The organism is Streptomyces sp. NPDC014006 (genome assembly GCF_043088925.1).
Lineage (GTDB): Bacteria > Actinomycetota > Actinomycetes > Streptomycetales > Streptomycetaceae > Streptomyces.
In genome coordinates, this window is record NZ_JBICAJ010000002.1 from 535,323 (window position 1) to 559,525 (window position 24,203).

Genomic DNA, 24,203 nt, shown 5'->3' on the forward strand with positions numbered 1-24,203 from the left:
CAGCGGAATCTGCGTCCAGTGCGGCCTCCCAGCCTGACGCCCCAGCCACCGGCGCCGCGGGTACGAAGGGGGCCAACCCGCAGCGGGGTCCGCACGGTTACCGCTACGGCGATGCCAAGACAGGCACGCGGGGTAAGCGAACAGGCGCTATGCCCACCGTGCATCGGCAGCAAGCTTTCGGGGACTGGACGCTGGACGAGCGGCTCGGCGACGCTGCTGCTCTGCGCGACGCGGTGTCGGGACAATCCGCCGGCGCGGCGCGCGTGGCCACTTGGACCGCCGCGGTCCACACTCAGACCGGGGAGATCGCCACCACCTGCTCCGGCCATGGAAGCTGCGCCGAGATCACCATCCTTGAGGTCACCAATTGGGACCCGGATCTTGCAGTTTTCACCCCTGCCATGCGGCTCGAGAACCTCAAGGACTGCATGGGGAAGATATGGCAGGAGAAGGCGATCTGCGACGTTTGCGAGGTCCTGCTGCCTGATTCGAGCAAACTTGAAGGTGCTTACCGAAAGGAACGGCGTTGGCCCCCTGGATGATCGAGCTCTCCCGGATTGACTGGGGGGCGTACGAGTGCCGGTGCGGTGAGGGCGGCCATGTCGGGGAGGACATGCGGCGGATCATCTCCGCTCGGTCGCTCGCCGAGATGGGCGTGGCAACACTCGAGGGACACGTCGAGGACCAGGCGATGGTTGCCCCTGTAGCCGCGCCTGCGGCAGGGGTCATCATGGCCGCGTTCCAGGAAGACCTGGCGCCCGTCGTCGTCGAGGAACTGCTGCTGGCCCTCTGGCGCCTCGTCCTGGGGGAGGCCGACGAGAGCGTCACTGCGGAAATCCACGAACAGGTACGCGACGGCATCTGGCTGATCTACCGGGAGGCGACACGCGGCGATACCGAGACCGCACTCGAGATCCTCGAATATGTCGAGCGCGACCGGGCGCGCTACGAACACGTTCGCCAAGCCCTCGCCGGTCGCCTGGCCAAGCGCACCCGCTGACGCGAGACGCAACCTCACCGACGACCAGATCCGCGGGGCGGCCGGCACCGGTGGCGTGATCTGCGTGACTGCTTACGGATCCCCATCTCGCCTCACGGATCTCCGTCTCGCCGGCTGCGATCGCAAATCCAGCGTCCTCGAGTGCATCGCAGGAACACGAACTGCATGAGGAGCCAAGCGCGTCATGCGCGCCAGGACAGTCGAATTCGAGACGAAGCCGCACCGGGAGCACTCCGATGCGGCTTCGTCGTCTCGCGGCTCCGCGCAGAGGGGCCGCCAGGGCGGACACCGGCGCCTCGCCGTATCACAGCCCCTATGAGCAGGGTGCTGGCTGTAGCTGTTTGACCAGGTGGAAGACCTCGCGGGCAGCATAGCGTTTGAGGCAACGGACGATTTCGCGCCGGGTCTTGCCCTCCTTGATGCGGCGCTCGTAGTAGTCCTGGGTGCGCGGGTCCACCCGCAGGCGGGTGAACACGATGCGGTGGAGCGCGGCGTTGGCCTGACGGTCGCCGCCTCGGTTGAGGCGACGGAACTGCCGGCGTCCCGAGGAACGCTCGACAGGGCTGACCCCGCACAGCGCGGCGAAGGACGCCTCGCTGTCCAGGCGGTCTGGGTTGTCCCCCACCGTGATCAGCAACGTGACCGCCGTGTCCGGGCCGATCCCCACCACGTCGAGCAGCTGCGGGGCATGGCATTCCACGAGCCGGGCAAGACGAGTCTCCACGTCCCGGATCTGCTCGGAGAGCTGGCCGATCCGGTGAGCCAGCCAGCCCAACGTGATCCGAGTGGCCTGCAGCACCGACTCCTCGCCGACCTCCTCGCAACTGCTCGCGTCCGCGAACCGTGCACAGGTACGGAGGAGTTCGGCATTGCCCAGTCCGGCCAGCTCTGCCCGTAAAGCGGGATCAGCAGTAACAAGGACGGCCTTGAGCTGATTGATGGCCTGGGTGCGGGCTTTGACAGCCGATGCCTTCGTGAGTTTGTACATTCTCGCAACCTGCACCGGCCCGTCGCCCGTTTTGGCCCGGGCGCGGGCCCGCCCGCTCAACACGGCTCGCGCCGCATTCTGGGCATCGAGCGGATCCGTTTTACCGCGCCGCCGACGATCCGCCCGATCCATCCGATTCACGTCAAACACGTCCACGCCCTGGGCCAGCAGATAGCGGGACAGGGACGCCCCATAGGAGCCGGTCCCCTCCACGCCGGCCCGCTCCACGGTTCCCGACTTCCTCGCCCACTTCAGCAGATCCCGGTATCCAGCCGCGGTGGCCGGGAACTCGTCAGAGGCAAGCAGCGCCCCCGTCAAGGAGAGCACCGCAGCCACGTGGACGTCCCGGTGTGTGTCCACGCCCAGCACCACTTCCCCCGCCGGGCGACGACGGCGGGCCCGCGGAGCAGGCGTCGTACCGGGCAGTGTCGAACTGCACATGCCCCTTTCCCTTCCGGTCCGATGTCGCGTCGCGTTGCCGGTACCGGGCCGCGTCGGGCGGTCAGAATCGTGAGGACGCCGCAACTGTCGACAGGCCCCTATCGGGACACACCCCGCCGGCCCGGCACCGGCAACGCACCGTCCCCGACCACCGGCCGACACTGTGACAGCAGGACACTTCGGTCAGAAATATCATGAGTCAGACCATGGGCCCGGGACAGCACCCACCCATCCTCCCGCCCCCCATCTCGCTACCGCTCAGGAACCGCAGGACCTGCTCAACCCCCTTCACGCAACACCCCGAACCTGATCCCGGACGAGCAAAAACAGCACACGAAGGCAAGCTACGCGATCAGGGGTCGCCAGCGGCAAGAGCGGCGAGCCGATCGGCGGATCCCTCGCCCCCTTCGACAGCACCTCAACGCCCGGAGCAATGGAACCCGGCCTCTCACCGCACCGGACTGCGTCGACTCCCCCGGACCAGGATGCCTTGATCTGGCATTACGCGCCCATCCTGGACTGGCCCGGACGCCCACGGACGGCTGTTGATGTTCGCGGTCGACGGTGTGGCCTTTGTTCCAGGTAAGCGTCAGCGCAACGGGCGTGAGCCGGTCAGGCGAGACGGTCCTGGACGGGTGCGTACGACCAGGGCCGTGTGGTCTCCAGGGCTTTGCCGACGCGGAAGACGGTCGGGTCGTCGTAGGGGTGGCCGACGATCTGGAGGCCGGTGGGGAGGCCCCAGCTCGACATGCCCGAGGGGACGTTGAGGACCGGGCAGCGGTTGTTGATGTTGAACGGGTTGGTCATGGCACACCACAAGGTGTCCGCGACTTCCTCGCCGTGCACCACGACCTTGTCGCCCGTGAGGTCGTCGCCCGCGTGCCAGCCGGGGACGGCGGTGGTGGGGCAGAGCAGGGCGTCGAATCCGGCCATGGCGGTGGCGAGTTGGCGCTGGAGCCGGTGTTCGGCGCGCAGGGAGTCGAGGTAGCTCGCCTGGGTGCGAGCGTACGACATGACGTCCGCGAAGGCGACCGCGTACGGGCTGAGCAGGTCGCGGTGGGTTTCGGCGGCCTCGATGACGACGGCGCCGAAGATGGTGGAGAAGTGGCCTGCGATCGCGGTCAGCAGGTCGTGGTGGGTCCAGGGGAGGGTGATCTCCTCCACGGTGGCGCCGGCGTCGGCGAGGGCCTGGGCTGCCGCCCGGGTACCGGCCTCCATCTCCGGGTGGACGTCGTACTCGCCGAGGCGGACGCACAAGGCGATCCGCATCCCGGTCACGTCCTCGTACGTGGTGGGCAGGGTGAGCTTGGGGCCGATCGAGGCGTGGTCGCGGGGGTCGGGTCCTGACAGGACGTTCTGGAAGGCGATGACGTCGTCCACGGTACGACCCATCGGGCCGTCGCCCCGGTAGTGGTCGGCCGTGAGCACACCGAGGCCGGGGTTGCGGCCGTAGGGGGCCTTGAAGCCGACGGTGCCGGTGAACGCGGCCGGGATGCGGGTGGAGCCGCCGATGTCGGAGGCCGAGGCGAGCAGGGACGTACCGGCCGCGAGGGACGCGCCGGAGCCGCCGGAAGAGCCGCCCGGGGTGAAGTCCGGGTTCCAGGGGTTGCGCGTGATGCCCCACATGCGGGAGTGCGTGTAGGTGGCGAGGGAGAACTCGGGGGTGGTGGTGCGGGCATGGATGATCCCACCGGCGTCGAGGATGCGGTCGACCGCTGGGTGGTTCTCGGTGGCGATGTCTCCCTCTTTGCTGAGGGAGCCCTCGGTCAGGGAACGGCCCAGGATCGCGTGCTTCTCCTTCGCCGCGACCGGAATGCCTTCGAGGGGGCGGGGGGCGAGGCCGTTCCTGCCTAGATAGCGGTCCTCTGCGTGCCGGGCCTGTCCCAGCGCCTGGTCGAAGAGGCGTTCGGTGAAGGCGTTGATCCGCGGTTCGACCTTCTCGGCGCGTTCGATGACGGCCCGCATCAGCTCGACGGGCGACAGCTCGCGGCGGGTGAAGAGCCTCAGCGCCTCGGTGGCGCTGAGATAGCCGAGGTCGGTGGGCGGCATGGGTTTCCCCTCTCGCTCGTGGGCCCGGGGCGGGCCGTCTGGCGGTGCCGTCAGCCTCGGGGACCGGCCCCGCCGCCCCGCCGGATTGCACGGATCCGCCAGGGGCGGGGGTCAGGTGCCGGAAAGCGCAGCAGGCTCGGGAGGGGCGAATCGGGCGACCGGGTGCCAGACCTCGTGAAGTTCAGGCGACCGGGTGCCAGACGTCGATCGGGACGCAGCCGGTGCTGCGGCCGTCGTCGGCGAGCAGGCGGCCCATGCGCTTGACCCAGCGCAGGGTGACCGTACGGTTCAGCACCCGCGTCGCGGGGATCCTGGCGGCGACCTGGGTCTCGTAGCGGGCGAGGTCGTCGAGGGAGTGCAGCCATACGACGGTCAGCAGGTTGGCCTCGGAGGACACCGACGCCGCCATGCGGGTGTCCCGCATCCGGCACAGCTCATCCCCGGCGCGGGTGAGCTGCGCGGGCGGTACGGACATCCAGAGCGTGGCCGTGCTGCGCCAGCCCGCGTGCAGGTGGGCGGCGTCGCAGCGCAGCACGGCCCGGCCCCCGTGCAGCAGCGAGTTCAGCATCCGCCGGACCGTCGACTCCGGGCGCTCCAGTTCGGCGGCGATCGAGGCGACGGGGCGGCGGCCGTCCTCGGCGACGGCGAACAGCAGGACGCGGTCCTCCGCCGTGAGGGTGGCCCCGGCGGCCGTCCGATGGGATGCTTCCTCGGTTTCCGCCAGGTCGCGCTGCTGGTCGCGGGAGAGCGAGTCCATGCGCCATTCGCTTCCCTCGCGGTGCAGGTGCTGCACCAGGTGGGTGCGGGTGGCGGTTACGTCCTCGATACGGCTGAGGGCGAGGACGTAGCCGCTCATCAGCGACATCGTCGCCGTGGCCACGGTCAGGAGCAGGTCGCAGGATCCGGCCACCAACTCCACGCTCATCGCCTGCGGATGCCGGGCGAGCCGCTCGGCCAGGGCTTCCCGGGCCTGCGGCACGCACGACACCTCGATCAAGGCCATGGCCCCGTACGTCACTTGGGAGGGCGCCGCGTAGCAGGTGACCCAGGCGGCGCCGGAGTCACGCAGCCGGGCCCAGCGACGTGAGAGCGTCGCGGCGTCCACGCCGAGGGGCCGGGCGAGCTGCGCCCAGGGGGCGCGGGGTGCCATCTGCAGCGCGTTGACGAGCGCGAGGTCGAGTTCATCGAGTGTTCCCCGGGACGGGGTGTCGCCCGTACCCGGGGCGGCAGATGGTGCGGATTCCTGCATTCGATCAGCCTCCGGTCGCGGATTCTTGCAATTTCGGGCCGGGCCGGGAAGTGGCCTGTTCTGTATCCCGCATCACACCGCACCCCCCGCTCCGCCCTCAGCCCTGGGGAGTTCCTTCATGCATCGTTCGCGGTTCCTCGCCGGTGCCTCCGTGGCCGCCGCCGCCTCGCTCCTGGCCACCGCCTGCACGACCGGCTCCGCCGACGGCCCTTCGTCGGGCGACGGCAAGAGCGGCGGCACCGTCAGGATCGGCGTGACTTCTGACGTCACCTCGTTCGACCCCGCCAAGGGCGCGGGCGCTACCGACTACGTGATCACGTCGCTGCTGTACCAGCCGCTGCTGGGCCAGGACGACGGAGGCACGTTCGTCGCCGGGCTCGCCGAATCGTGGACGTCCACGCCGACGAAGACGACCCTGACGCTGAAGAAGGGGCTGACCTGCTCCGACGGTTCGGCGCTGACCGCCTCGCAGGTCGTCGCCTCGCTGGAGCACTTCCGGGCGACCTCGGCCGGCGCGCTGCTGACCTTCGGCGCGGCGAACGCCGGAAAGAAGACCACGATCACGGGCGACGACTCGGCCGGCACCGTCACCATCACCACCGCCACCCCCTGGGGCGAGGTCCTCACCGGCCTGGCCGGCACCGGCGCCGGGATCATCTGCAAGGCCGGACTCGACGCGGGTGCCGCCGCGCTCGCCCGGGGCGCCGTCAAGGGCGCGGCGTCCGGCCCGTACGAGATGGTGAAGGCGCAGCGTGGCGCCTCGTACGAGCTGAGACTGCGCAAGGGTTACGACGCGTTCGCGCGCTTCGCCGCGCAGCCCGCCGGGAAGCCCGCCCACACCCTGCGGATCCAGATCTCGAAGAACGAGTCGACCCTCGCCAACCAGCTCCAGACCGGGGCCCTGGATCTCGCCCCGTTCACCGGCACCGATGTCGCGCGGTTCACGAGCGACGACGCCTACGCCGTCAGGTCGGTGCCGTTCATCCGCAACTTCATCGCCTTCAACCAGCGCCCCGGCCGTCCCGGCTCCGATCCGAAGGTGCGCGAGGCGGTCGCCCAGGCGGTGAGCGCGACGGCGTTCAACAAGGTGTTCGGCGGCGCGGGCCAGGTCATGACCTCGTACGTGGACGAGAAGTCCGCCTGCGTCTCCACCGACACCTCCCTGCTGACCTCGACCGATCCGGCCGCGGCGAAGAAGGCGCTCACCGGTGTCTCGATCAAGCTGGAGGGGTCGAACGCGGTGGCGGGCGGCGCGGGCAACTCCTACGTCGCCGAGGCCCTGCGCGCCGCCGGCGCCGAGGTGAAGCTCGCCAACGCCGACAACGCCACCTGGGCCACCGACGTGACCGCTAACCAGGGCGACTGGGACGCCACCGTCTTCCCCCTGATCACCGGCAGCCTCGCGCGCGGCGGCGCCTACTACCTGGGCCCCGAACCGGCCGAGGGCGGCCAGAACTACGGCGCGGTCGACAACAAGGGCTTTGCCGCGCACTATGTCGCCGCCACCTCCACCACGGACCGCAACGCCAAGTGCGCCGCCTGGCAGAAGGCGCAGGACGCCCTGCTCAAGGCCCACGACGTCATCCCGCTCGCCACGGTGAACGTGCACTATGTCGCCCGCGAGGGCATCGCCTTCGCGATGCCGGGAGGCTCGGTCGCCGTCTCCACGCTCCGGGTCACCGGCTGATGGCGGCCGCTGTGGATGCCGCGGGGGCCGGGCGCACGAGCCTGCTCGGCCCCTGGGGCACCTTCCTCGTACGGCGCCTAGCCGGGCTCGCCGCGGTAGCGGTCACGCTTGTCGTCGGCACGTTCCTGATGGTGCAGCTCATACCCGGCGACCCGGCCCGCGTGGTGGCCGGCGCCGACGCGGCGCCGGCCGACGTGGAGCGGGCCCGGCACGAACTGGGCCTGGACCGGCCGCTGTTCACGCAGTTCGGCACGTATGTGAGCGGTCTGCTCCGCGGCGATCTGGGCGCCTCCTTCCAGACGAAGGAGCCCGTCGCCGACATCATCGGCGCCCGTCTGCCCTTCACCGCCGAGATCGCGTTCCTCTCCGTCCTCGGCGTTCTGGTGCTCGCGGTGCCGATCGGGCTGGCCGTCGCCGCGCGCGGCAGCCGCCGCACCGACGGGGCGTTCACCTTCGTCACCGGTCTGGTCGGCGCGACGCCCGAGTACATCATCGGCACCTTGCTCGTCCTGGGCTTCGCCATCAAGCTCGGCTGGCTCCCGGCGGCAGGCGCCGAGACCGTCTCGTCGATGGTGCTGCCGGTCGCCGCGCTCGTCCTGCCCGGCACGTGCGTCATGACCCGCATCGTGCGCACCGAGGCCGCGCACGTCCTGGCCCAGGACTACATGCGCACCGCGCGCGGACGCCGGCTGCCGCCGTTGCGCCTCTACGCCCGCCATGCCCTGCCGAATCTGCTGACCGCCACGCTCACCCTCGGCGGACTGATCCTCGCGGGCCTGCTCGGGGGCACGGTCATCGTGGAGTCGGTGTTCGCGTGGCCCGGTATCGGGCAGCGCGTCGTCGAGGCGCTGCTGGTGCGCGACTACCCCGTGATCCAGGGCTGTGTCCTGGTCCTCGGCCTCCTCGCCGCCCTGCTCAACCTGCTCGCCGACGCGGCCCTCGCTCTGCTCGACCCACGCACCCTCGCCGGAACCGGAAAGGGAGGACACTGATGCGCCGCATACGGTGGAACGCACCTCTGGTCACGGCCCTCGCCGGGCTGGGCCTGATCGCCGTACTCGGCATCGTCGCGCCGCTGCTGTGGGAAGGGGAGGCGACCACCCTGAGCGGCGACGCCCGCGCGCATCCGAGCGGCGAGCACTGGCTCGGCACGGACGCCCTCGGCCGCGACGTACTGGCCCGCACCCTGGTCGCCACCCGCCTCACCCTGGAGATGACCGTCGCCGCCACCGCGCTCGCGGCCGTCGCGGGGATCCTCCTCGGCACCGTCGTCTGGGTGTCCGGCCCGCGCGTGCGCGAACTGGGGCTGCGGCTGATCGACGTCATGATCTCCTACCCGGCGCTGCTGCTGGCGATGGTGATCGCCACGGTCCTGGGCACCGGACCCACCGCCTCGATCCTCGCGATCGGCCTGGGCGGCGCGCCCGCCTTCGCCCGCCTCACCGCGAACATGGCGGCCTCGGTCGCCCAGCGCGACTTCGTCACCCAGGCCCGCCTGATGGGCGTACCGCCCTCCCGGTTGCTCAGTCGGCATCTCCTACCGAACATCTCCGGGCCGCTGCTGGTGCTGTTGTCGGTGGCGTTCGCCAACGTCCTCGTGGCCCTGTCCGGCCTGTCCTTCCTCGGCGTTGGCGTGCAGTCGCCGGACTACGACTGGGGCGCGCTGCTCAATTCCGGTCTGGAGTCCCTCTACACCACCCCGGCCGAGGCGATCGGCCCGGCGGCGGCCATCACCGTCACCGGCGTCCTCGCGGGCTTCGTCGGCGACGGCTTGGCCACGGCACTCGACCCACGCGGCGGCGGTACGAAGACCAGGGCGCCCCGACCCGTCGTCGTACCTCCGCACTCGCACCGAGCCCCGAAGGACGCGCTGGTGACGGTGGACGGCCTGTCCGTCGCCCTGCCGGATGGCACCCGCCTCGTCGACGACGTCTCCTTCCACGTCATGCCCGGCGAGATCGTCGGCCTGGTCGGCGAGTCCGGCTCCGGCAAGTCGATCACGGCGATGAGCGTGGCGCGGCTCCTGCCCGACGGGCTGACGGCCCACGCGGCCCAACTCACCCTGGGCGACCTCGACCTGGCCGCTCCCGCCGCCGACCCCAAGCGGCTGGCGACCGAGATCGGCATCGTCTTCCAGGATCCGTCGGCCTCTTTCAACCCCGCGCTGCGGATGGGCGGTCAGCTCACCGAGACGCTCCGGGTGCACCAGGCCGTGCCCCGGACTGAGGCGCTGCACCGTACCCTCGAGGCTCTGGAACAGGTCAGGATCACGGACCCGGCCCGGGTCGTGAAGCAGTACCCGCACGAGCTGTCCGGCGGTATGCGGCAGCGCGCGGTGATCGCCGCGGCCGTCCTGCCGGGCCCCCGCCTGATCGTCGCCGACGAACCGACCACCGCCCTCGACGTCACCGTCCAGGCGGAGGTCCTGGAGCTGCTGAAGGACATCAACCGCACCCGCGGCACGAGCATCCTGTTCATCTCCCACGACATCGGTGTGGTCGGCACCCTGTGCCACCGGGTCCTGGTGATGTACGCAGGCCGGGTAGTGGAGGAGCTGTCGACTGCCGATCTACGAGCGGGCCGCGCCCGGCACCCGTACACCAAGGCGCTCCTGGCCGCGAGCCCGCGCCTGGAGGAACCCCACGGCGAAGAGCGCTCGTTGCTCGCGACCATCCCCGGTCGGCCACCGGCGCCCGCCGCCCGCCCCGCCGGGTGCGCGTTCGTTGACCGCTGCCCGGTCGCGCTCGACGCCTGCACGAGTGAACGGCCCGAACTGATCGACGCCGTCGCCTGCCACGCCGTACGCCAGGAGGTGCAGCCCGCGTGACCATGGACAAGCTGGCCGTCGAGGACCTGACCGTCACCTTCGGCCACGGCAAGCGCGCGAGAACCGTCCTGCACGGTGTGTCCCTGGGGGTACGGGCCGGGCAGACGCTCGGCCTGGTCGGCGAGTCCGGCTCCGGGAAGTCGACCATCGCCAAGGCGATCGTGGGCGTCCATCCGGCGCGCGCGGGCCGCATCACCCTCGACGGCGAGGACCTCACGGGTCTGCGGGGCGGACGGCTCACGGCGGTGCGCCGCCGGGTGCAGCTCGTCTCCCAGGACCCGTACGCCTCCCTCAACCCGCGCATGACCGTGGGCCAGGCCATCGCCGAGGCCGTCGACCCGGTACGGGCCGACGCCCGCAGGAACGCGGCGGTGGTGGAGCGCTGGCTGGAGACGGTCGCGCTCGACGGTTCGGCGGCCCGCAGGTACCCGCACGAGTTCTCCGGCGGGCAGCGGCAGCGGATCGCCGTCGCCCGCGCGCTGGCCGTCGAACCCGAGGTGATCATCGCTGACGAGATCACGTCGGCGCTGGACGCCTCCGTACAGGCCGAAGTCCTCAACCTCCTCGAGGAACTTCGCCGTTCCCTGTCCCTGACGATGCTCTTCATCTCGCACGACCTGGCCGTCGTCCGCCACGTCAGCGACGAGGTCACCGTCCTGCGCCAAGGAGAAGTGGTGGAACACGGGCCCGTACGGGACGTCTACCGCACCCCGCAACACCCCTACACACGCCGCCTGCTGGCGAGCGTCCCGCCCTTCGAGGAGAAGGAGCAGCTGGCATGAGCGAGCCGACCACCGCAGCCCGCCTCACCCTGGACCTCACCGCCGACCTGAAACCCGCCCAACTGCAGGACTTCTACCGGGATCTGCACCGCCATCCCGAACTGGCCTTCCAGGAGCACCGGACCGCGGCCAGGCTAGCCGCACGGCTGCGCGCGGCCGGCTACGACGTGACCGAGGGCGTCGGCCGCACCGGAGTGGTCGGCGTCCTGGCAAACGGTGACGGTCCCGTCGTCTGGCTGCGCGGCGACATGGACGCCCTGCCCGTCCAGGAGGCCACCGGCCTGGAGTACGCCTCCACCGTCGACGGCGTGATGCACGCCTGCGGCCACGATCTGCACGTCACCTGGCTCGCGGGCGCCGCCGAAGTCCTGGCCGCCGCCCGCGACACCTGGTCCGGCACGCTCGTCGTCGTCGGACAGCCTGCGGAGGAGTCCGGCGGTGGGGCGGCGGCCATGGTCGCCGAAGGAGTGCACCGGCGCTTCCCGCGCCCCGACGTGCTGCTCGGCCAGCACGTCACACCCGGCCTCGCCGGGTTCTACCCGCATACGCCCGGCCTGACCATGTCCGCCTCCGACGACATCGACGTCGTCGTCCACGGCGTCGGCGGCCACGGCTCACGCCCCGAGTCGACCGTCGACCCGGTGGTGACCGCCGCGTACATCGTCACGCACCTGCAGACCGTGGTGTCGCGGGAGGTCGCGGCGCGCGAGTCGGTAGTCCTGACGGTCGGCCGGTTCCACGCCGGCACGAAGCACAACATCATCCCCGCCGAGGCCCGGCTCGCCCTGAACCTGCGCACGCAGGACACACGGGTGCGTGAGCGCGTCCTCGGCGCCGTCCGCCGGATCGTCGCGGGCGAGTGCCGGACGGCGGGCTGCACGGTACCGCCCGAGGTCACCGTCCGGCCCGGCTATCCGAACACCGTCAACGACGCCTCGCTGGACGGTGAGATCGCGGCTGTGCACCGTGAACTCTTCGGCGCAGCCACAGTCTTCGACTTCGGTCCGGCCATGGGCAGCGAGGACTTCTCCCTGCTCGCGCCCGAGGGTGTGCCGTACGACTACTGGTACGTGACGGCGACCCCTGCCGATGTCTGGGAGGCGGCGCCCGGCGACGACCTCGCCGAGAAGTTCGGCAACGTGCCGGGCAACCACAGCCCGCTGTTCGCTCCCGAACCGTCGTCAGTACTCGTGCCCGGTGTGCGGACGCTGGTGTCGGCGGCGCTGAGCCGACTGGCCTGAGCGCACGTCACCGCTGGGTGCGGCGCACCTCCAGCACCACCCCCGCTCCCTCCCGCGTGTCGAAGTAGCAGAAGCCGCTGCCATCGGCGCGCCGCCCGGGCGCGAGGACGCCGAGCCCGAGCCGCCCGGCATGGGCCCGCGCGTCGGTCAGGTCCGGCGTCTCGAAGCCGAGGTGGTGGACGCCCTCGCCGTGCTCGTCGAGGAACCGCCGCTGCGGGCAGTCGAGTTCAGGCGGCTTGCAGAGCTGGAGCTGCACGTTGTCGAGGTTGGCGCACTTGTAGCGCATCGCCGCCGACGCCTCACGGCTGGGCACCTCGAACTCCTTGTAGGCGGTGCTCTTCGGGTAGTCGTACCAAGGCCCGACGCCGAGGCTCTCGTAGTACGCCACGGCCCGGTCGAGGTCGATCGCCACGATGCAGATGTGGTGGAGGGTGCGCAGATGCGGGTTCGGGTTCACGGTATTGCAGGGTGTTCGACGGTGTCTCACTCACGCGTCAGACCCTCTCGCGACTGCCCCTATGACGGGGGTGACGACTGCACGGGTCTGACCAGGTGGCAGACCTCTCGGCCGCGTAGTGCTTGAGGCTTCGGACCATCTCGCGTCGAGTCTTGCCCGCCTTGCTGCGGCGCTCGTCGTAGTCCTGGGTACGCGGGTCAACCCGCAGGCGAGTCGGCACGATCCGGTGCAGGGCCGCGTTCGCTTGCCGGTCGCCGCCCCGGTTCAGGCGACGGTACTGCCGACTGCCCGAGGAACGCTCGACCGGGCTGACCCCGCACAGCGCGGCGAAGGACGCCTCACTGCCCGTCGACGAGCTCTGCGCAGGTGCGGAAGAGATCTGGCCCACGCACGAGACGCCCCGCCGAGGCACATCGATCTCGGCGGGGCGCCCGTGGCACGGTCAGGAGTCGGCGACCGGGTCCTTGCTCAGGTCCCAGGCGCCGACCGTGTAAGCGGCGGAGCCGACTCCCATGGCGCCCATCTGCACGCGCCAAGGCCCCTCGCCGACGGGATAGAAGCGCAGGGTGAGGGCACAGCCGGAGGCGGTGAAGATCTCCGCGACCGAGTGATCCAGCAGGATCCGCAGCGTCGCGGTGGGCCCCTCTGCCGGAAGGCGCCAGCTGCCGCCCTTGGCGCGGGAATCGAGGGAGGCATGGTCGCGGTCGACGACCAGTTCGCCGGTGAGCAGGTGGTGGACGATGTCGAGGTACTCCGTCCCGTCCGGCGAGGTGAGCAGCCGCAGACGTCCGCCGCGCTCGAGGGACACGGTCAGATCGGTGGCCCGGCTTACCTCGCCGAGGTCGGCCGGCTGCTCGGCGCTCGCCTTTCCCGCGGCGACGATCCGTCGTTCGCCGCGCAGGGCGAGCAGCTCGCGAGCGGGCTGTTGGATCAGCTCGCCGTCCGGGCCGGGGGTCAGTTCGCGGGGCAGGGAGAGCATTCCGGCCCAGCCGACCTCGTCGGTCCAGGCGCTGGGGGCGCCGACGCGTTCCTCGTCTCGGGCCTCCCAGATCCAGGCCCACATCAGCCGGCGCCCGTCGGGGGCGCGCAGCAGGGCGGGGGCGTAGAAGTCGGGCCCGTGGTCGAGGAGCCGGGGTGGCGCCGCGGCTTGGAACTCACCGTCCTGTTCGTGGCCCGGCCAGTAGATCGCGCAGCTGGCTCCCTCCTCGGGATCCCAGGCGCTGGCAAGTACCGCACCGGTGCCGTCCGGGAAGGCGGCGTACTGGGCACACTCCCAGCCTTCCTCGGTATTGCGGCCATAGGGAAGCGGGTGGGGCGGCCGGGCGAGGAAGACCCCCTTGTACGACCAGTGGTCGAGGTCGCCGGAGGTGTACTCCAGCGCTGCTCCGCGGCCGTCGGCCAAGGCCGCGCCGACCAGCATCCGCCAGCGGCCGCCGTCTTGCCACACGTACGGGTCGCGGAACATCGTCGTGTCGTCGGGTGCCTCCGGTATCAGCAGCCGGCCGCGTTTGGTGAACGTCGTACCGCCGTCGTACGACACCGCCGAGGTCACCGGCTGGTGCCGGCGGTCCGGGTGGCGGGCGGAGTAGAAGGCGGTGAGGCGGCCGTCGTGCGAGACCGCGTTGCCCGACCAGATCCCGCCCTCGTCGTCGCTGCCGGGTGTGGGGGCGAGGGCCACCGGCAGGAGCTCCCAGTGGATGAGGTCCGGGCTGCGGAAGTGGCCCCAGTGCATGTCGGCGTGGCGGGCGCCGTGCGGGTTGTACTGGAAGTAGACGTGGTAGTGGCCGTCGTGGAAGACCAGGCCGTTGGGGTCGTTGATCCAGTGCGCCGGCGGGCGGAGGTGGACCGCCGGGAAGTGGGTGTCGAGCGCCGGTGGTACTTGGGTCTCAGTCATGGGCGCGCTCGTCGTAGCGGCGACGGACGGCGGCGGCCTGCTTGATGTTGGCCTCGGACTCCTGCAGCGAGCGTTCGCCCCTCAGACGGGTGCGCTCGGCGAGGTTGTTCATATGGCGTTCGAAGCGGGCCTGGTAGCGCTCGCGCATGACGGCGATCTCCTCGGCGACCGCGCCGGAGCGCGCGGCCGGAACCGGCATCGGCTGTCCGGCCGGACGCACGGGCAGGCGCTGTTCCAGCGGCAGGATCATCGCCTTCGGGGAGGGCAGGGTCTGGTACCAGTACGCGGTCGAGGCCCAGTCGTCGGCGAGGTGGTTGCCGTGGCCGTGCTCGATGGAGACCTTGATGCGTTCCTCGAAGCGGATCGGATCGGCGACATGGAAGCGGTAGTTGACGGAGTAGCCGGGGACGTCGGCCTCGTGGAGGATCGCGCCGTGGTAGAGGTAGGCGTTCTTCTGCATCCCCCAGGCGTGGTTGAAGTAGTCCTCGGTGCCGGTGCCATGCAGGGAGGGCGGCCAGCTGGTGGAGCCGTCGGGCAGGAAGTCGTCGTCGATCCAGATCATGTCGTTGCCCTCGCCCCACCAACTGCCCTGCCGGTGGTGGACGGAGAGGTTGCAGCCGACGTAGTGGCCCTTGCCCTCGGTGTCGAGGATGACGTAGTTGTCCTCACCGGTCAGGTCGGTGATGTTGGCCTCGGGGCTGTTGGTCTGGATGTCCGGGGCCCAGCCGTTGCAGGGGTTGCTGCGGCTCCAGCGGGCGTGGAAGTAGAGGGTGTCCTCGGCCAGTTCGTCGGGGAACAGTTCGTAGTCGATGTAGAAGTACTGCTGGATGGGCAGGTCGTTCTCGTTGACCAGCTCGATGCGGGCGCGCTTGTTGAAGGGCATCGGCGCCCAGCAGTTCAGGGCCGCACTGCCGCCGAAGATCAGTGATTCCTCCGGCTTGGCGGAGACGGTGAACAGGGCCGACTGGTAGCTGTTGGGCATGCAGTGGCCGATGCCGAAGAAGTCGCCGAGCGGGACGAGGACGGCGGGCTCCTCTTCGTCGTCCCAGGTGATCCGGATGAGGACCTTGCGGTAGTAGTCCGGGTCCGGCTCTTCCCAGTTGACGCCGAGCGCGTTGTGGATCTCCATCACGGGGGCCACGGTGTCGGCCTCCAGGGGGTCGATCAGGCCCGGGCCGAGGGTGCGGCGGCAGAACTGGGTCATCCAGATGTGGCTGATCCGTCCGGGGCCTTCGAGGTCGGCCAGGACACGGCTGGAGTGGGCCGGGGTCGTCCAGTAGTCCTGGTTACGGCCGCGCTGGTCCCAGCTGGAGACGCGGGCGGTGCGGGCCCGCGCGGGGCGGGTGAGGTGTTCGAGGGCGTGCGAGGGCATGGGAGACTGACCCCTTCAGTGATGGTTCGCTGAACTCGGGCGGCGGGAGACTGGACCTCTCCTGCCGCCCCTTGCTGTGGTGGAGTGGCTCAGGCCGGGCAGCCGCAGGACTCCCGGTAGGTGATCTCCGGCTCAAGGCGGACGGTGCGGGGCCGGGAGGTGAGGGTGCCGTCGATACGGCTGAGCAGCAGCTGCATCGCCGTGGCCCCGATCTCGTGGGCCGGCTGGGCGACCGCGGTGATACCGGGCCGGAACAGGTCGGTGTGCGGGAAGCCGTCGAAGGTGGCGAAGGCGAAGTCCTCCGGCGTGGTCAGGCTCAGCCCCTTTGCCGCCGTCAGGACACCCACCGCGGTCTCGGTACTGGCGGCGACCACGGCCGTCGGCCGGTGCTGCCGCAGGACACTCGTCATGCGCTCGCGGGTGTCGTCCGCCCGCCCGTTTCCGGTCACGATCAGGGCGTCGTCGACCTCGATGCCGGCCTCGTCGAGTGCGTCGAGATAGCCGCGCCGCCGCTCGGAGATGGTGGACACGCCGGTGTCACCCGCGGCCAGCGCGATCCGCCGGTGGCCGTGCCGTTCCGCCAGGTGCAGCACCAGCTCCCGCATGGGCGCGGTGTTCTCGACGCCCACCTGATCGGCCCTGACCCCGTTGAGGCGGTCGATCAGGACGACCGGCGTGCCCTGGTCGATGACCGCGGTGATCACTTCCCGGCGTGACCGGGCCACCGGAGCGATGAGGAGGCCGTCGACCCGACGCTCGGCGAGGACCTCCAGCGCCCGCGCCTCCAGCTCCGCGTCCTCGCCCGAGTTGGCCAGCAGCACGGTCAGGCCGGCACCCATGGCCTCCCGTTCGACACCGCGGGCCATCGCCGCGAAAGCCGGCTCGGCCATGTCCGTCAGGACCAGTCCGATGGAGTCCGTGCGAGAGCGGCGCAGCGCGCGAGCGAGGCTGTCGCGCCGGTAGCCCGTGGCCTTTACCGCCTCCTCGACCCGGGTGCGGGTCTCATCGCGGACCGGCCGCGTGCCGTTGATGACGTGCGACACGGTGGACGTCGATACGCCGGCCATCCGTGCAACGTCGGAGATCGTGGCCACTGCCGCTCGCCGCCTCCTCGTGTCGTGGGACTGGATCCATGATCCGGTCCGTCACTGCGCAGCGCCATACGGTCCACCGGTTCATGGGATCGACCGATGCGCCGTCCACCGCTCACCGTCCGACTCATCGAAACGATTGCGCAGACTTTCGCATGCTCGACGATGACCGTCAATAGGGTTCAACCAGCAAGGACGTTGACCCGCTCGGAACTTCTCCGACGCGCAGTATTGACAGTCCAGACCTGCCGAGTACCTTTCATCGAAACGTTTGCGTCAGACCGTCACGCCGGTCCCACGCCGAACGCCCGAGCGGCACCGGTACACACCCCGGACCCGACGGCCCGTAGCGCATCACCTCCCCGGAGCCCCTCCCCCACGCCGGTTCCGCCTCACCCTGTGTTTCCCGGAAGGCAACAGCACCATGGCGACCTCTTCCCAGCCCGCGTCCTCCTCGTCGGGACCGCGCTCCGGCATCTCGCGCCGGCTCCTGTTCACCGCTGCGGCGACCGCACTGCTGGCCACCAGCACGGCCTGCGGCTCCGCGGTGAACTCACCGAACGGCTCGTCGTCGGACGGTGTGATCACCCTGTCCATGCACAACCCGGACAGCAAGACACAGGACCCGGCGACCTGGCGGCTCGTGCAGGCGTTCAACGCCATGCACCCCGACATGAAGGTCAAGCTGGAGGGTCAACTGGTCGACCAGCACGAACAGCGGATGACCATCGCCGCGCAGAGCGGCACGCTGCCGGAGATGTTCTGGGTCTACGACTCACTCGCGAAGACCATGGCCAAGAACGGCAACCTGCTGGACCTTTCCCTGATCCTCGCCGAGAACGACCTCCACTCGAAGTTCAAGCCGAGCATGCTGGCCGCCTTCCGCTTCGACAACGTCCAGTACGGCGTCCCCTACCAGGCGCTGGTCACCGGCTTCTACTACAACAAGGACATCCTCCGGGCACACGGGATCGCCGTGCCCAGGACGTTCGACGACCTGCTCGCTGCGGTGAAGAAGCTCAAGGCCGCGGGCGTGGTGCCGATCGCGCAAGGAGCGAACACCTCCTCGTTCAGCGTCTGGGCCTTCCTCACCATGCTCGACCGCTTCGGGTTCGAGGCGAAGTACCAGGACATCCTGGTCGGCAAGGCACGCTACGACAACGCCGACTTCGTGCGCCTGTACCAGCACGTGGAAGAACTCGCCAAGGCCGGCGCCTTCCCCGCCAACATGAACACCCAGACGTACGCCCAGGCCGTCGCCTCGTACACGGACGGCAAGGCGGCCTTCCTCGACACGGGCGTCTGGGACGCGCACAAGATCCAGGAGAGCAAGGTGGGCAAGAGCACCGGCTTCTGGGCCGGCCCCACCTTCTCCGACGGCGTCGGGGACCAGAACCTCGTCATGAACGTCCCCTCGGCGCCGTTCGTGGTGAGCGCCAAGGTGAAGCAGGACAAGAAGAAGTACGCCGCGGTGAAGGCGTTCATCCAGTTCTACTACAGCGACGCGGGCCAGAAGATCCTCGTCGACAACGGCCAGCCGCCGGTCACCACGTACAAGCCCACCGTGGACCCGGCGAAGAACCCGGTCTTCGCTGGTGTTCTCGCCGAAGCGGCCAAGCCCGGCTGGAAGAGCCCCCAGGCCCAGCCCGACCTGGTGGTCTCCGCTGCCACCGCCAGCGCCATGTACGACAGCTTCTACGGGGTCATGGGCGGCAGCCTGAGCCCCGAGGAGGCCGCGGCGAAGGTCCAGAAGTCCATCAAGTAGTCGCCCGCACCAGCCTTCTTCGGCATGCCTCGAACAACGGGAACGGCATGAACTGGCTCACCACGCGCCGGCACTTCACCCTCATGATCGCGCCGGCCCTCCTCCTCTACAGCGTGTACATGATCTACCCGATCCTGTACTCGCTCTACTACAGCTTCACCGACTACGACGGCGTCTCCGCCACCGCGTTCACCGGCCTGAGCAACTACCGGCAGATGGCGCAGGACGATGTCTTCTGGACTTCCCTGCGCAACACCGGAGTCATCCTGGGCATCGCCCTGTTCCTGCTGATCCCCCTGGGCTTCCTGCTCGCCGTACTGCTCAGCGGCCGGGTGAGGGGCAGCGGCGCGCTGCGGGCGCTCGTCTTCGCCCCGGCCATCATCGCGCCGATCCTGGTGGGACTGATCTGGATCTTCATGCTGGACCCGAAGATCGGCCTGGTGAACGCGTTTCTGCTGGCGATCGGCCTACCGGCAGGGCCGCAGTGGATCGGCGGTCCCACGCTCAGCCCGTACTCGATCGGCCTGGTCTACCTCTGGCAGCAGGTCGGCTTCGTCCTGACCATCTTCTACGCGGGCCTGCGCATGCTGCCCCGCGACGTGATGGAAGCCAGCAGCCTCGACGGCGCGTCACGCTGGCAGCAACTGCGGCACATCCAGATCCCGATGCTGCGCGAGACGTTCGGCATCGTCACCGCCCTCGTCGTCACCGGCGTCTTCAAGGTCTTCGAACTCGTCTACGCGCTCACCGGCGGCGGTCCCGTCCACCTGTCCGAGGTCATGGTCAGCTACATGTACCACATCACCTTCACCACTCAGCAGTACGGCTACGGCATGGCCCTGGCGGTCGTGGTGTTCGTGGTCGGTTCGCTCGCCTCCGCGGCCACGTTTCTCGGCAACCGACGCAGACAGGAGCGGAGTTGAGCACCGACATGCACACCGACACCAAGTCCGGCGTCCGCACACGGCCGGTGCCGCGACCGTCCCGGAAGGCCGTCCCGCGCCGGCCCCGGCGCAGCGGACGCGGCGTGATCGTCGCCTCGGCGGCCGCCTACCTGATCACCTTCGTGATCCTGATCCCCCTGCTGTGGATCTTGCTGTTGTCGTTCCAGACCAACGACACCATCCTGGCCCACCCCTTCTCGTTCTCCCACCTCACTCTGGCCAACTACCAACAGGCGCTGGAGACCCTCAACCTGCTGGTGATGTACAAGAACACACTGATCCTGGCCGTCGTCTCCGTCACGGTCGGGCTGTTCATCTCCTACCTGGCGGCGTTCGCGCTCACGCGCATGGTCTTCCGCAGGGGCGGTCGCCGCACGCAGAACACCCTCCGGTACTACTTCCTCGGTGGACTGGCCATCCCCGTCTACATCCTGCTGTTCCCGGTGTACCGGATCGACATCGCCCTCGGCCTGTTCGGCACCTACGCGGCGCTGATCCTGCCGTACATCGCCGTCTCGATCCCGTTCAACATCCTGCTGCTGACCGGGTTCCTGCGGGACTTCCCCGACGACATCGAACAGGCGGCGGTGATGGACGGGGTCGGGCTCTGGCGCATGGCCTGGAAGATCGTCTTCCCGCTCATGCGGCCGGTCGTCGCCACCCTCGCCATCCTCAACGTCATCTACGTCTGGAACGAGTTCCCCTTCGCGGTCACGCTCATCAACGACCCGTCGCTGACCACCGCGTCCCTCGCCGTCTCCCAGTTCCAGGGCGTCTACAGCGTCAACTACGGCGCGATGATGGCATCCGCCACCCTCGTCCTCCTGCCGCAGCTGGCGATCTACGCGGCCTTCCAGAAGCAGGTCATCGCGGGCATGACCGCGGGCGCCGTCCGCTGACCCCTGCACACGCCCCACTCCACGAGGAGCCGCCATGGATTCCGACCGACAGCCCGCCCCCTCCCGGCGCACCGTGCTGAGGGGCGCCGCGCTCGCGGCGCTCACCACGGTGGCGTCCCTGAACGCCACCAGGCCCCTGCCGGCGCACGCCACCGTACCGGCCCCTCCCGAGCCCCCTCAGCACACCAAGCACACCAGCACGTCGCATCGGTCGTACAGGGCGATCGTCGGCGTCCTGTGACCAGAGGTCTTCAACCGGAAGGATCATCCCCGTGGCGGACACCGTCTACGACGTCACCACCTTCGCGGCCAGCGTGTCGCCCTACACCGACATCGGCCGGGTGATCAACGAGATCATCGCGGACATCAAGTCCAGGCAGACCACCCAGAACACCCGGCCCGGCGCCGTCATCTACATCCCGCCGGGCCACTACGACCTTCTCACCCGGGTCATCGTCGACATCAGCTTCCTGACGATCAAGGGCTCCGGACACGGCTTCCTGTCCGAGGCCATCCGCGACGGGTCCAACACCGGCTCGTGGGGGGAGGTGCAGCCCGGCTCCAGCCACGTCCGGGTGATGAACACCGATGGCCACAGTGAAGCGTTCCTGGTGCAACGCGCCGGACGGCCGGACGACGTCGGCCGGCTCAGCGGCATCGTCTTCCAGGACTTCTGCATCGACGGTGTGTCGGCTGTCAAGCCGTACACGCCCGGCAACTCCAAGATCGGCATATCGGTGCAGTCGGACAACGACTCCTTCCGCTTCGAGGGAATGGGCTTCGTCTACCTCGAACACGCCATGACCGTGAACGGGGCGGACGCCTGCAGCTTCACCAACAACTTCGTCGCCGAGTGCGGCAGCAGCATCGAACTGACCGGCGCCTCCCAGTCCGTCAAGATCACCAACAATTACCTCATCAGCGCCTGGGCCGGCTACTCCGTCCACGCGGAGAGGACCGAGGGGCTCTCCATCACCGGCAACACCATCCTGTGGGCCTGCAACATCACCCTCATCGAATCGAACCGCTGCACCATCTCCGCCAACAAGCTGCTGAGCGACTTCCCGAGCATGATCTCGCTGCAGAACGGCAGCTCGGGCAACCTGATCTCCGCGAACCACTTCCGGCGGGTGTACGGCGACGGCACCAGCACCCGCTTCGACGACCTCTACGGCATGATGCGCATCAGCGGCGACGACAACGCCGTGATCGGCAACCAGTTCTCCTTCTCCGTACCCCCGGAGAACATCAGCCCGGCCGGCTCCGACCCGACGATCATCCTGGTCGCCGGCGGCGCCCGCAACTACCTGGCCACCAACAACATCACCGCGAACGTTGGCGTCAAGGTAGTCCTCGACGCCTCCTCCGCCGAAACAAAGCTCCTCTACACCGCACAGAACTCTCAAGTGCAGGCGTTCACCACCAACTACTCGCTCGTCGCCACGCCTTGAACGCATCCTGCGCCCAGGCGCAGGACTGTGGGGCGGTTCCGTGGAGCGTCTTCGACACGCATGGAGGCGGGCGGGCCGCGCACAGAGGAACGCGGAGGGTACCAGCGGGTGTCGCGGGTTCGGAACCGAGCCGGGCATCCGCTGCCCGGCGCTGACCGCCGTCCGCGCCGCTGCTCGCTCGCATTCCGACCGGCAAGAGGCAACCGAACGAGCGCGTCTGCCGACGGGCGCCGCACCGTTCGCCGCGACGGCCTGGGAGCCGCCTGCCGTCCCAGTGGCCGCGGCAGCCCGCTGCGGTACCTCGCCGCCCCAGGCTCGGCACCTTCGTGTAGATGCACCTCGGAAGCGTCACAGGGACAGGCCGCATGAGGCGCCGACCGCATCGTGCCCGGCACCGCCGCCGAAGTCACGACGAAGCCGCACCGGAGAGCTCCGGTGCGGCTTCGTCGTCTCACGGCTCCGCGCACAGGCCCCACCAGGACGGCCCTCGGCCCGGCGGCCGGTCGACGTACCCGGCGTTCCGTCGGTCCGGGGCAACGATTTGCCCTGGGTGGGCGGCTGTACTGAGGTCAAAAACATCCTCCATCGCAGAACTCGGTCTAGTGTGGCCCGGTCGGTGATCGAGGCGGGGTGGCTATGGAGTGGCAGAAGTACGCCGAGCAGATGGCGGTGCTCGCGCGGCACCTGCTGGCCCAGGATTCGCTGCAGGCGACGCTGGATGAGATCGCGGCGTCGGCGGTGAAGCTGATCGAGGGCTGTGATGCGGCGGGGATCCTTGCGGTGCGCAAGGGACGGGCGGTGACGCTGGCGGCCTGCGGGGACATGGTCCACGAGTCCGACCGCCTCCAGGGCGAGCTGGACGAGGGGCCCTGTTTCGATCTCGCCCGGCACAAGGACGGCGAACGCGTGTACCGGATCGAGGACCTGAACCAGCCGCAGCCGGCATGGGAGCGTTTCGCCGCGGAGGCCCGCAAGCTGGGCATCGGCAGCATGACCGGCGTACTGCTCTACACCGACGAGGACGACTTCGGCGCACTGAACCTGTACGCCCGCCGCCCCGGAGCCATGGGCAAGGACATCGAGACCGCGGGCTGGCTGCTGGCCTCGCACGCCGCCGTCGCCCTGGACAGCGCCCGCACCATCGACCAGCTCGAGCACGCCATGGAGTCCCGGCACTCCATCGGTGAGGCCATGGGCATCCTCATGGAGCGCCACCAGCTGAGCGAGGACGACGCCTTCAACGTGCTGCGCCGCATCTCCCAGCAGCACAACATCAAACTCCGCGATGTCGCCCAGCGGATACGGACCGGACGCACCGACCCGGCCTGAGCGGCAGCCCGCATGCCCTGGTCGACCGTCCGAGCACGGTGTCGGCGTCGCCGTCCAGGGCGATGCACCGCACCTGCAGGCAAGTCACCTGAGGTGTGTGCGGTCGACAGAGGGGTACACGCGGGCCCGACGGCCGCAATGGACGGCAAGCACAACGAAAGAGCCCCGGATGGTCACCCCGCTTAGGAATCAGGCGGCGGATGAACAGGGCACGGGTGAGCCCGTCACGCTGCGCTGCAGCGTGACGTGGGACGGCGCAGCGGCCCGCGTCAGTGACGCGCGCCATGTTTTGCGCGCCTTCCTCGCCTGTGTCCGGTACCGCACGCCCGTGCCGCCCCCACTGGTCCTGGACGCCGAGCTCGTCGTCAGTGAGCTCGTCACGAACGCGATCCGGCACGCCCCGGGCCCGTGCGGGCTGACCCTGCAGCTGTCCGACGAAGAGCTCGCGATCACCGTCCGGGACACCTCCTCCGACCGGCCGACAGTGCACCGACGCGACCCACAGCGCGTCGGCGGCCACGGACTGCACCTGGTCCACGCGGTCAGCGATCACGTCGCCGTCACATCGCATGCCGTGGGAAAGCAGATCACCGCCCGTCTGCGCCTCACCTCTCAGGACGACACCGGTGGCACGGATCGGGCCCGCCGCATCGAGACGGCGGGCCCGGCTTCCTCACCGCGGCCATGAGCGTGCGGCTCAGGGAAGGTCCTCGCGACGCCGCCTCACTCCGGCGCTG

At 69.6% G+C, this 24,203-nt stretch carries 22 protein-coding genes; 14 read left to right on the forward strand and 8 right to left on the reverse strand.

Translation table 11 applies throughout. The features are described 5' to 3' along the window. Window positions 1-149 precede the first annotated feature (149 nt). Window positions 150-542, forward strand: a complete 393-nt coding sequence (locus ACF1GV_RS08925) for a hypothetical protein (protein ID WP_391679400.1) — start codon at window positions 150-152, stop codon at window positions 540-542. Further along, the gene (locus ACF1GV_RS08930) at window positions 539-1,000 is read left to right on the forward strand and encodes a hypothetical protein (protein WP_391679403.1); all 462 of its coding nucleotides are present in this window, start codon (window positions 539-541) and stop codon (window positions 998-1,000) included. The genes ACF1GV_RS08925 and ACF1GV_RS08930 overlap by 4 nt, the downstream gene beginning before the upstream one ends. Window positions 1,001-1,313: 313 nt before the next feature. On the opposite strand, the gene ACF1GV_RS08935 is transcribed toward ACF1GV_RS08930, so the two are convergent. The 3 genes from ACF1GV_RS08935 to ACF1GV_RS08945 all read right to left on the reverse strand — a co-directional run bounded on the left by ACF1GV_RS08935 (window position 1,314) and on the right by ACF1GV_RS08945 (window position 5,727). Beyond that, the gene (locus ACF1GV_RS08935; protein WP_391679406.1) at window positions 1,314-2,324 is read right to left on the reverse strand and encodes an IS110 family transposase; all 1,011 of its coding nucleotides are present in this window, start codon (window positions 2,322-2,324) and stop codon (window positions 1,314-1,316) included. 717 nt (window positions 2,325-3,041) lie between these two features. Further along, the gene (locus tag ACF1GV_RS08940; protein ID WP_391679412.1) at window positions 3,042-4,478 is read right to left on the reverse strand and encodes an amidase; all 1,437 of its coding nucleotides are present in this window, start codon (window positions 4,476-4,478) and stop codon (window positions 3,042-3,044) included. 181 nt (window positions 4,479-4,659) lie between these two features. After that, window positions 4,660-5,727, reverse strand: coding sequence for an Lrp/AsnC family transcriptional regulator (locus ACF1GV_RS08945; protein ID WP_391679415.1), 1,068 nt, complete (start codon window positions 5,725-5,727; stop codon window positions 4,660-4,662). A 118-nt stretch (window positions 5,728-5,845) separates the two neighbouring features. Between ACF1GV_RS08945 and ACF1GV_RS08950 the strand changes: the two genes are divergently transcribed. The 5 genes from ACF1GV_RS08950 to ACF1GV_RS08970 are packed head-to-tail and all read left to right on the forward strand — an operon-like array spanning window position 5,846 to window position 12,264. After that, on the forward strand, window positions 5,846-7,414 hold the full coding sequence (locus ACF1GV_RS08950) for an ABC transporter substrate-binding protein (protein WP_391679418.1): 1,569 nt from the start codon (window positions 5,846-5,848) through the stop codon (window positions 7,412-7,414). 11 nt (window positions 7,415-7,425) lie between these two features. Further along, entirely contained in the window at window positions 7,426-8,406 is a 981-nt protein-coding gene (locus tag ACF1GV_RS08955; protein ID WP_391679421.1) for an ABC transporter permease, read from the forward strand. Next, on the forward strand, window positions 8,406-10,241 hold the full coding sequence (locus ACF1GV_RS08960) for a dipeptide/oligopeptide/nickel ABC transporter permease/ATP-binding protein (protein WP_391679423.1): 1,836 nt from the start codon (window positions 8,406-8,408) through the stop codon (window positions 10,239-10,241). Before ACF1GV_RS08955 ends, ACF1GV_RS08960 begins: the two co-directional genes overlap by 1 nt. Before the next feature lie 2 nt (window positions 10,242-10,243). Then, a complete protein-coding gene (locus ACF1GV_RS08965) occupies window positions 10,244-11,023 on the forward strand; it encodes an ATP-binding cassette domain-containing protein (RefSeq protein ID WP_391679650.1) in 780 nt (259 codons plus the stop codon). Further along, on the forward strand, window positions 11,020-12,264 hold the full coding sequence (locus ACF1GV_RS08970) for an amidohydrolase (RefSeq protein ID WP_391679426.1): 1,245 nt from the start codon (window positions 11,020-11,022) through the stop codon (window positions 12,262-12,264). The genes ACF1GV_RS08965 and ACF1GV_RS08970 overlap by 4 nt, the downstream gene beginning before the upstream one ends. A 7-nt stretch (window positions 12,265-12,271) precedes the next feature. Here ACF1GV_RS08970 and ACF1GV_RS08975 read toward each other — a convergent pair whose 3' ends face one another. The 5 genes from ACF1GV_RS08975 to ACF1GV_RS08995 form a co-directional block, all read right to left on the reverse strand. Further along, entirely contained in the window at window positions 12,272-12,721 is a 450-nt protein-coding gene (locus tag ACF1GV_RS08975) for a VOC family protein (RefSeq protein WP_391679429.1), read from the reverse strand. Between the two features lie 37 nt (window positions 12,722-12,758). Further along, complete coding sequence (locus ACF1GV_RS08980; protein ID WP_391679431.1) at window positions 12,759-13,133, reverse strand: transposase; 375 nt, start codon at window positions 13,131-13,133, stop codon at window positions 12,759-12,761. 30 nt (window positions 13,134-13,163) lie between these two features. Beyond that, window positions 13,164-14,615 carry a glycoside hydrolase family 32 protein gene (locus tag ACF1GV_RS08985; protein WP_391679434.1) on the reverse strand — a complete coding sequence of 484 codons (1,452 nt, stop codon included), beginning with the start codon at window positions 14,613-14,615 and terminating at the stop codon, window positions 13,164-13,166. Then, window positions 14,608-15,987, reverse strand: coding sequence for a glycoside hydrolase family 172 protein (locus ACF1GV_RS08990; RefSeq protein WP_391679436.1), 1,380 nt, complete (start codon window positions 15,985-15,987; stop codon window positions 14,608-14,610). Before ACF1GV_RS08990 ends, ACF1GV_RS08985 begins: the two co-directional genes overlap by 8 nt. Window positions 15,988-16,076: 89 nt before the next feature. Then, window positions 16,077-17,081 (reverse strand): LacI family DNA-binding transcriptional regulator, encoded by a 1,005-nt coding sequence (locus tag ACF1GV_RS08995; protein ID WP_391679439.1) that lies wholly within the window; start codon window positions 17,079-17,081, stop codon window positions 16,077-16,079. Between the two features lie 421 nt (window positions 17,082-17,502). Here ACF1GV_RS08995 and ACF1GV_RS09000 point away from each other — a divergent pair, with 421 nt between their 5' ends. The 7 genes from ACF1GV_RS09000 (at window position 17,503) to ACF1GV_RS09030 (ending at window position 24,154) form a co-directional block, all read left to right on the forward strand. Then, window positions 17,503-18,843, forward strand: a complete 1,341-nt coding sequence (locus tag ACF1GV_RS09000; protein WP_391679441.1) for an ABC transporter substrate-binding protein — start codon at window positions 17,503-17,505, stop codon at window positions 18,841-18,843. A 47-nt stretch (window positions 18,844-18,890) separates the two neighbouring features. Next, window positions 18,891-19,766 (forward strand): carbohydrate ABC transporter permease, encoded by an 876-nt coding sequence (locus ACF1GV_RS09005; RefSeq protein ID WP_391679444.1) that lies wholly within the window; start codon window positions 18,891-18,893, stop codon window positions 19,764-19,766. Then, entirely contained in the window at window positions 19,763-20,686 is a 924-nt protein-coding gene (locus ACF1GV_RS09010; protein WP_391679448.1) for a carbohydrate ABC transporter permease, read from the forward strand. The genes ACF1GV_RS09005 and ACF1GV_RS09010 overlap by 4 nt, the downstream gene beginning before the upstream one ends. Window positions 20,687-20,720: 34 nt before the next feature. Beyond that, a complete protein-coding gene (locus ACF1GV_RS09015) occupies window positions 20,721-20,927 on the forward strand; it encodes a hypothetical protein (RefSeq protein WP_391679451.1) in 207 nt (68 codons plus the stop codon). Between the two features lie 31 nt (window positions 20,928-20,958). Further along, on the forward strand, window positions 20,959-22,137 hold the full coding sequence (locus tag ACF1GV_RS09020) for a NosD domain-containing protein (protein WP_391679453.1): 1,179 nt from the start codon (window positions 20,959-20,961) through the stop codon (window positions 22,135-22,137). A gap of 636 nt (window positions 22,138-22,773) precedes the next feature. Further along, window positions 22,774-23,466 carry an ANTAR domain-containing protein gene (locus ACF1GV_RS09025; RefSeq protein ID WP_391679456.1) on the forward strand — a complete coding sequence of 231 codons (693 nt, stop codon included), beginning with the start codon at window positions 22,774-22,776 and terminating at the stop codon, window positions 23,464-23,466. Between the two features lie 169 nt (window positions 23,467-23,635). Beyond that, entirely contained in the window at window positions 23,636-24,154 is a 519-nt protein-coding gene (locus tag ACF1GV_RS09030; RefSeq protein WP_391679653.1) for an ATP-binding protein, read from the forward strand. The last annotated feature ends 49 nt before the right edge of the window (window positions 24,155-24,203 follow it).

Coding starts and splice junctions, on each gene's coding strand:
- ACF1GV_RS08925 (WP_391679400.1), top strand. CDS start 150: ATGCCCACCGTGCATCGGCAGCAAGCTTTCGGGGACTGGACGCTGGAC.
- ACF1GV_RS08930 (WP_391679403.1), top strand. CDS start 539: ATGATCGAGCTCTCCCGGATTGACTGGGGGGCGTACGAGTGCCGGTGC.
- ACF1GV_RS08940 (WP_391679412.1), bottom strand. CDS start 4,478: ATGCCGCCCACCGACCTCGGCTATCTCAGCGCCACCGAGGCGCTGAGG.
- ACF1GV_RS08945 (WP_391679415.1), bottom strand. CDS start 5,727: ATGCAGGAATCCGCACCATCTGCCGCCCCGGGTACGGGCGACACCCCG.
- ACF1GV_RS08950 (WP_391679418.1), top strand. CDS start 5,846: ATGCATCGTTCGCGGTTCCTCGCCGGTGCCTCCGTGGCCGCCGCCGCC.
- ACF1GV_RS08960 (WP_391679423.1), top strand. CDS start 8,406: ATGCGCCGCATACGGTGGAACGCACCTCTGGTCACGGCCCTCGCCGGG.
- ACF1GV_RS08965 (WP_391679650.1), top strand. CDS start 10,244: ATGGACAAGCTGGCCGTCGAGGACCTGACCGTCACCTTCGGCCACGGC.
- ACF1GV_RS08970 (WP_391679426.1), top strand. CDS start 11,020: ATGAGCGAGCCGACCACCGCAGCCCGCCTCACCCTGGACCTCACCGCC.
- ACF1GV_RS08985 (WP_391679434.1), bottom strand. CDS start 14,615: ATGACTGAGACCCAAGTACCACCGGCGCTCGACACCCACTTCCCGGCG.
- ACF1GV_RS08990 (WP_391679436.1), bottom strand. CDS start 15,987: ATGCCCTCGCACGCCCTCGAACACCTCACCCGCCCCGCGCGGGCCCGC.
- ACF1GV_RS09000 (WP_391679441.1), top strand. CDS start 17,503: ATGGCGACCTCTTCCCAGCCCGCGTCCTCCTCGTCGGGACCGCGCTCC.
- ACF1GV_RS09005 (WP_391679444.1), top strand. CDS start 18,891: ATGAACTGGCTCACCACGCGCCGGCACTTCACCCTCATGATCGCGCCG.
- ACF1GV_RS09015 (WP_391679451.1), top strand. CDS start 20,721: ATGGATTCCGACCGACAGCCCGCCCCCTCCCGGCGCACCGTGCTGAGG.
- ACF1GV_RS09025 (WP_391679456.1), top strand. CDS start 22,774: ATGGAGTGGCAGAAGTACGCCGAGCAGATGGCGGTGCTCGCGCGGCAC.
- ACF1GV_RS09030 (WP_391679653.1), top strand. CDS start 23,636: ATGGTCACCCCGCTTAGGAATCAGGCGGCGGATGAACAGGGCACGGGT.